Source organism: Arthrobacter livingstonensis (assembly GCF_003219815.1).
GTDB lineage: Bacteria > Actinomycetota > Actinomycetes > Actinomycetales > Micrococcaceae > Specibacter > Specibacter livingstonensis.
Genome location: NZ_QJVD01000089.1, coordinates 1 through 1,728, shown reverse-complemented (window position 1 = coordinate 1,728; position 1,728 = coordinate 1). Strand labels below are relative to the sequence as shown.

Here is a 1,728-nt window from a genome sequence, read left to right as displayed (position 1 = left end):
CGTGGTGCGCGCCTTGCCCGCGGCTGGACCGCAGCGGTCTTTGCCACCTCGGCGGCTGCGCTCTCCCACGTCCTGGGTGGCGGCGATGTCCCGGAGCCCCTGCTGGTGCTCTTTTCCCTGGCCATCTCCGCCCTCGTGTGCGTTGCGCTGGCCGGGCGTGTGCTTTCCTTCAAAAACCTGGTGGCCGCGGTCGTGGTCAGTGAAGGGCTGTTCCATCTGCTCTTCAGCCTCTCCTCCGTCAACACCGTGGTGCCGGCGCCGGCCCTGGCCTCGGGGCAGCACGCCGGCATGGACATGGCCGTCACGGCACCCGCCCTCGCCCACGCATCGATGGACCTCATGACCGGCCATGACGGCAGCATGTGGTTCAGCCACGCCGCCGCAGCAGCCCTGACCATAGGGTTCCTGCGCTACGGGGAATCCAGCGCGGTGCGCCTGCTCCATGCGCTGCGCATGAAAATCACCGCCATCATGGGACTGGTCATTGTCCCCGTCCCCGCCCCGTCGCGCATCGACGCGGCGCCGGAACCCTGGCTGCCGGCCCTGGCCGCCCTGGACGTCCCCCTGCCGGTCCGCCATCACCGGGGACCGCCGCTTCCGGGCGCTGCAGCGTAAGCCTGCCCCACACAGTGTGGTCCTGGCGCACGCAAGTGCAGCGGCATACACCGGCCGTCCTGACGGCCCACACGGCAATTCACCAGCGCTTCCGGGCCATCCCCGTGCCCGGGCTTTTTGCCGTACCCACACTTCAATGTCCCAGAGCCCCTGAAAGGCCCATCATGAAATCCTCAGCACGCCGCACCCTCAAGACCATCGCCACCGGAACCCTCGCCGCAGCCTTCCTGGCCGCAGGCGCGGCCGCGGCTTCCGCGCATGTGAAGGTCGCCCCGGACAGCACCACAGCCAGCGGCTACACGCATGTGACGTTCAGCGTGCCCAACGAATCAGATTCGGCCAAGACCAGCAAGCTCGTGGTCAAGCTCCCCACGGACCCGCCCTTCACCTCGGTGTCCGTGAAGCCGGTGGACGGCTGGACGGCCAAGGTCATCACCACCAAACTGCCCAAGGCCGTCACGGTCGGCGGCAGCACCGTGACCGAGGCGGCCACTTCGGTGGAATGGACGGCCGACACCGCCCACCAGATCGGCCAAAACGAGTACCAGACGTTTTCCCTGTCCCTGGGCAAGCTCCCCGCCGCCGGCACCACCGTCATGCTGCCCGCGGCCCAGACCTACACAGACGGGACCGTGGTGAACTGGGACCAGAAGATGGTCGCTGGCCAAGCTGAGCCCGAGCACCCGGCCCCGTCCTTCGTAACCACGGCGGCAGAGAGCACCGCCACCGCGGCCACGCCGATAAACATGGACCAGACCAGCAACAACGCCGTCGGCATCTGGGGCATCGTGCTCGGCGCCGTCGCTTTGGTCCTGGGCGGCACCGCCCTGGGAATGGTCCTCGCCGGCCGTCGCAAGGCCTCCTCAGCCAAGTAGCCCGAGCGAGAACGGTGGCGGGGCGGCCCTGATCCCTGTCCCGCCCCGCCACCGTCCGCAGACAACACTTTGCCAAGATCGGAGACACCATGCAGACATCAATTGAGGGGCGACGGCGTCTGAACCCCCTGGCCCGGGCCGTGCTGGGCCTTGTCTTCCTGGCCGCCATCATGATCCCGGCGGCAGCGGCCCAGGCACACGACGTGCTGGAAGCCACCACCCCGTCCGACGGATCCAC

General features: G+C 68.5%; 2 protein-coding genes. Both read left to right on the top strand.

Annotated elements, in window-relative coordinates; all coding sequences use genetic code 11:
- On the top strand, window positions 1–615 hold a 615-nt coding region (locus CVV68_RS23740), incomplete at its 5' end, for a hypothetical protein (protein WP_110503271.1).
- A gap of 164 nt (window positions 616–779) precedes the next feature.
- Complete coding sequence (locus CVV68_RS22850) at window positions 780–1,490, top strand: YcnI family copper-binding membrane protein (protein WP_110503270.1); 711 nt, start codon at window positions 780–782, stop codon at window positions 1,488–1,490.
- The last annotated feature ends 238 nt before the right edge of the window (window positions 1,491–1,728 follow it).

Excerpts from the sequence above, each read along its gene's own strand:
- CVV68_RS22850 (WP_110503270.1), top strand. The coding sequence starts at position 780 with ATGAAATCCTCAGCACGCCGCACCCTCAAGACCATCGCCACCGGAACC.